Source organism: Actinocrinis sp. (assembly GCF_035650855.1).
Lineage (GTDB): Bacteria > Actinomycetota > Actinomycetes > Streptomycetales > Catenulisporaceae > Actinocrinis.
Genome location: NZ_DASRGV010000202.1, coordinates 1 through 3,547, shown reverse-complemented (window position 1 = coordinate 3,547; position 3,547 = coordinate 1). Strand labels below are relative to the sequence as shown.

Below are 3,547 nucleotides of genomic sequence, written 5' to 3'. Positions count from 1 at the left end.
CTTCTCTTCGAGTTGCAGGAGGTAGGTGTCCAGGTGGCGCAGTGTGCGTTCCTTGATCGCGGCGCCGGCCGCGCGTAGCTCGGCCCAGTCCGCCAGTTCGGCGACCGCCTGCTCGCGCCGCGCCCGGATGGTGTGCGTCGCACGGGTCAGATTCGCCCGCAACCGCGCATCCTTCGTCGAAACCCGCGCCGCCTCCGGAAACGACGGCATACCGAGGAACGCCCCGGTGCCTTTTGCATTCGCGCTGGTGCTCCTGCCGGCAATAGCCGCCTCGGTGTCCGTCACACCCACACCTTCACACACTGAGCCCCGGACTCGCCAGAGTCATCCGATGTATCTGCTGTCAGCCGGTCAATCCGGTGACGCGCAACGTGATGTTCAGCCGCCCCGCGGTCAGCCCCGTCGCCGCGTCGCCCGTGCTCGGATAGACCTTGGGCACCCCGTGGTACGCGAACCGCGCTGGACCGCCGAAGACGAACAGGTCGCCTGACTCGAGCCGAACATCGGTGTAAGGCCTTCCGCGATTCTCGTCGTTGCCCAGGCGGAAGACGCAACTGTCGCCGACGCTCATCGACACGACCGGCGCGGCGGAGCGCTCGTCCTTGTCCTGGTGCATGCCCATCTTGGCGGCGCCGTCGTAGAAATTGATCAGCGCGGTGTCCGGCGTGTACTCGGCCGCGCCGTCCAGGTAATCCGGGACAGCATCCTGATACGCGTCGATCAGGGCGCGGCGACCCCACTCGACCAGCCAGTCCGGAAACGGCGCGACGCGCTTGCCGTTCACATCATCGGCGGTGCGCGTGTACCGGTAGGGCTGCCAATGCCAGCCGAGGCACACCGTTTGCACCGACATCACTCCGCCACGCGGCAGCGCGGTGTGCCGGATCGGGACCGGCCCGGTGGCCCAGCCCCGGCACGCGATCACCAGCTCCCGCTGCTGCTCAAGGCTCAGCCAACCGGGCAGGTGCACGGCGCCCGGCGCGATCTCGGCACGCGGCCGGGGGATCAGGGCACTCATGCGATCGGGCTGTTCCACAGGTAGTGCATCGCATACGAGCGCCACGGCTGCCAGGCGTGCGCGTCGGCGTCCACGGCCCCGTTGCGCCGCATCGCCGCCTTGATCGCCACGTCCCCGACGAGCAGCACATCCGGATCGCCGAGCCCTCGCATCCGGATGTACCGGGCCGTCCACGGTCCGATCCCGCGCAGCGCGAGCAACTCCCGCTCGGCCTCGTCGCGGTCCACGCCCGGGTCGAGCCGCAGCGCGCCGCCGGCCAGCGCCGCGCCGAGTGTGCGCAGGCTGATTCGTCGCGACTCGGGCATGCCGAGCGCGTCGAGCGGATTGTCGGCGAGGTCGGCGGGCAGCGGGAAAAGGTGGGTCAGACCGCCGCTCGGCTGGGGCAGCGGCTGGCCATACGCGGCCACCAGCGCCTCGCCGAGCTTTCGGCCAGCCGTCACGGTGACTTGCTGGCCGAGGATCGCGCGCACCGCCAGCTCCTCCGCGTCCGCTGCGCCCGGAGCGCGCAGTCCGGGCCGCGCCCGCACGAGCGAACCGAGCACCGGGTCCGCGCCGAGCCGCTCGCTTACCGCATAAGGATCGGCATCGAGATCGAACAGCCGCCGCAACCGCTGGATCCCGGCGGTCAGGTCCCGCAGCGCGCCGAGGTGCAGCCGGCATTCGAGCCAACCGCCCTCGCCGGTCTGCTCGTCGACCTCTGCGATGGCCGCGCCGGCCGGCAGACGCAGCGTCCGGCGGTAGGTGCGCTCGCCGCGCTCGCCGAGCATTTCCTCGACACCCGCGATTGCTCGCCGACCGAGGAAGTCGAACAGCTCAGCCGCGGCGTAGGGACCGCGGAAGGCGAGCCGCAGCGGGATTCCACCGTTCGCGCCCAACTGGTCCGCCGCAACCTCAATGCTCGAAATCACGGGTACCGCCTGCGCGGCGTCCGGATCGATCTCGGCATCGCCAGGCCGCGGCTCCGAACCGGCCCGGGCCACCGACGAGAATTCGGAAGCGCTCAGCCACTGAGCGCTTCCGCCGAAGGCCGAGGTCGCCGTCCTCGAACCCCGCGCGCCATTTCGCCGCTGAGCGGCGATGTCCCGCTTCGGCCGCGCCTCGCGCAGTTGCGTCGGGGTGAGCGCGTAGATGGCCCGGATGGTGTCGTTGAACTGCCGGATGCTCTCGAAGCCGGCCGCGAACGCGACCTCCGAAACCGGCAACTGCGTGGTCTGCAACAGCACCCGCGCAGTGTGCGCACGCTGAGCCCGAGCAAGCGCCACCGGCCCAGCGCCCACTTCCGCGTTGAGTTGCCGCTGCACCTGCCGCGCGCTGTACCCGAGCCGCGACGCCAGTCCGTTAACGCCTTCGCGATCCACAACGCCGTCCGCGATAAGGCGCATAGCCCGACCTACCGCATCGGCCCGCACGTTCCACTCCGGGGAACCTGGTACCGCATCGGGACGGCAGCGCCGGCAGGCGCGGAACCCGGAGCCTTGCGCCGCCGCAGCGGTCGGGAAGAACCGCACGTTCTCTCTTTTGGGCGTCATCGCGGGACAGCTCGGCCGACAGTAAATACCCGTGGTCAGCACAGCTGTGAAGAACTCGCCGTCGAACCGCGCGTCCCGGCCTCGTACCGCCTCGTACCTGGCATCTTCGTTCATCACAGACACCATCCTCGGTTACGCGGCCGCACCGTGCTAGCGGAAATCGGACACGACGATCTCGGCCGTACTTGCCGACTCACCCCTGATCAACCGCCATTGGCCCGTTTGGGCCACCGGACGCGGGTTACCAGGGCCACACAGCTTTACTGGATGGAGGTGGCTGTGATGGGAACGCACACCGTGCACCGAACGGGCGTCCCCGCAAGGAGCCGAGCCGGAGTGGACTTCGGGCGGCTGTTGCTGACGCTGGCCGGATGCGCAGCGGTGATCGTTGCCGCGTTCCTTGACTGGACCCGGTCCATCACCGGAACCGACCTGAGCAACCACGCCCTGGTCAAGACCGAGTTCTTCGCGCAGAGCGACATCGTCAAGAGCGTCGGCGGCATCTCGATCCTGCTCGGCCTGGTCGCACTTGTCGGCCTCGTCGACCGCACCGGCTGGCTCACCCGCCTGGCCGGAGCGCTCGGGATCGTGCTGTTCGTCCTGCTCGCGATCGAGGTCTACCGCTCGGCGCAGCACAGCATGCAGGCCGGTGCCTGGCTGGCGCTCGGCGGCTCGGTCGTGCTCATCATCGCCGGGTTCCTCGGCCAGGAGATCGTCGAGGCGCCGACCGTGGTGGAGCAGGTGAACGCCCCGGAACGCGACGCGTTCGAGGCCCGCAACCGCGAGTGGTGAGAGCCGAAAGCCCGCCAAGCCGCGGCGCGCGACGACGCGTGTCGCGGCTTGCGCGTTTCCCGACACCTCCGAACACTGACAAATCCCTGACACGCTGAGAATCAGGAGGCGGCCATGCCGCGCGGATCAAGCCCGAAACGGGAACGCCAGTACGAGCACATCAAGAGCAGCTCCCGCAAGCGGGGCGAGAGCCCGAAGCGGGCCGAGG

The 3,547-nt window shown here is 69.5% G+C and carries 3 protein-coding genes and 2 pseudogenes; 2 read left to right on the top strand and 3 right to left on the bottom strand.

Going from position 1 to position 3,547, the window contains the following annotated elements; translation table 11 throughout:
* The 3 genes and pseudogenes from VFB40_RS14675 to VFB40_RS14665 all read right to left on the bottom strand — a co-directional run.
* Positions 1-210 (bottom strand): annotated as a pseudogene (locus VFB40_RS14675) ((4Fe-4S)-binding protein); the annotation flags it as partial.
* A 133-nt stretch (positions 211-343) separates the two neighbouring features.
* A complete protein-coding gene (locus VFB40_RS14670) occupies positions 344-1,018 on the bottom strand; it encodes an alpha-ketoglutarate-dependent dioxygenase AlkB family protein (protein WP_324850973.1) in 675 nt (224 codons plus the stop codon).
* On the bottom strand, positions 1,015-2,661 hold the full coding sequence (locus tag VFB40_RS14665) for an AlkA N-terminal domain-containing protein (RefSeq protein WP_324850971.1): 1,647 nt from the start codon (positions 2,659-2,661) through the stop codon (positions 1,015-1,017). The genes VFB40_RS14670 and VFB40_RS14665 overlap by 4 nt, the downstream gene beginning before the upstream one ends.
* 168 nt (positions 2,662-2,829) lie before the next feature.
* Here VFB40_RS14665 and VFB40_RS14660 point away from each other — a divergent pair, with 168 nt between their 5' ends.
* Together VFB40_RS14660 and VFB40_RS28590 are read left to right on the top strand one after the other, a co-directional pair.
* Positions 2,830-3,339, top strand: a complete 510-nt coding sequence (locus tag VFB40_RS14660) for a sugar:proton symporter (protein WP_324850969.1) — start codon at positions 2,830-2,832, stop codon at positions 3,337-3,339.
* A 114-nt stretch (positions 3,340-3,453) separates the two neighbouring features.
* A pseudogene (locus tag VFB40_RS28590) lies at positions 3,454-3,547 on the top strand (plasmid stabilization protein); the annotation flags it as partial.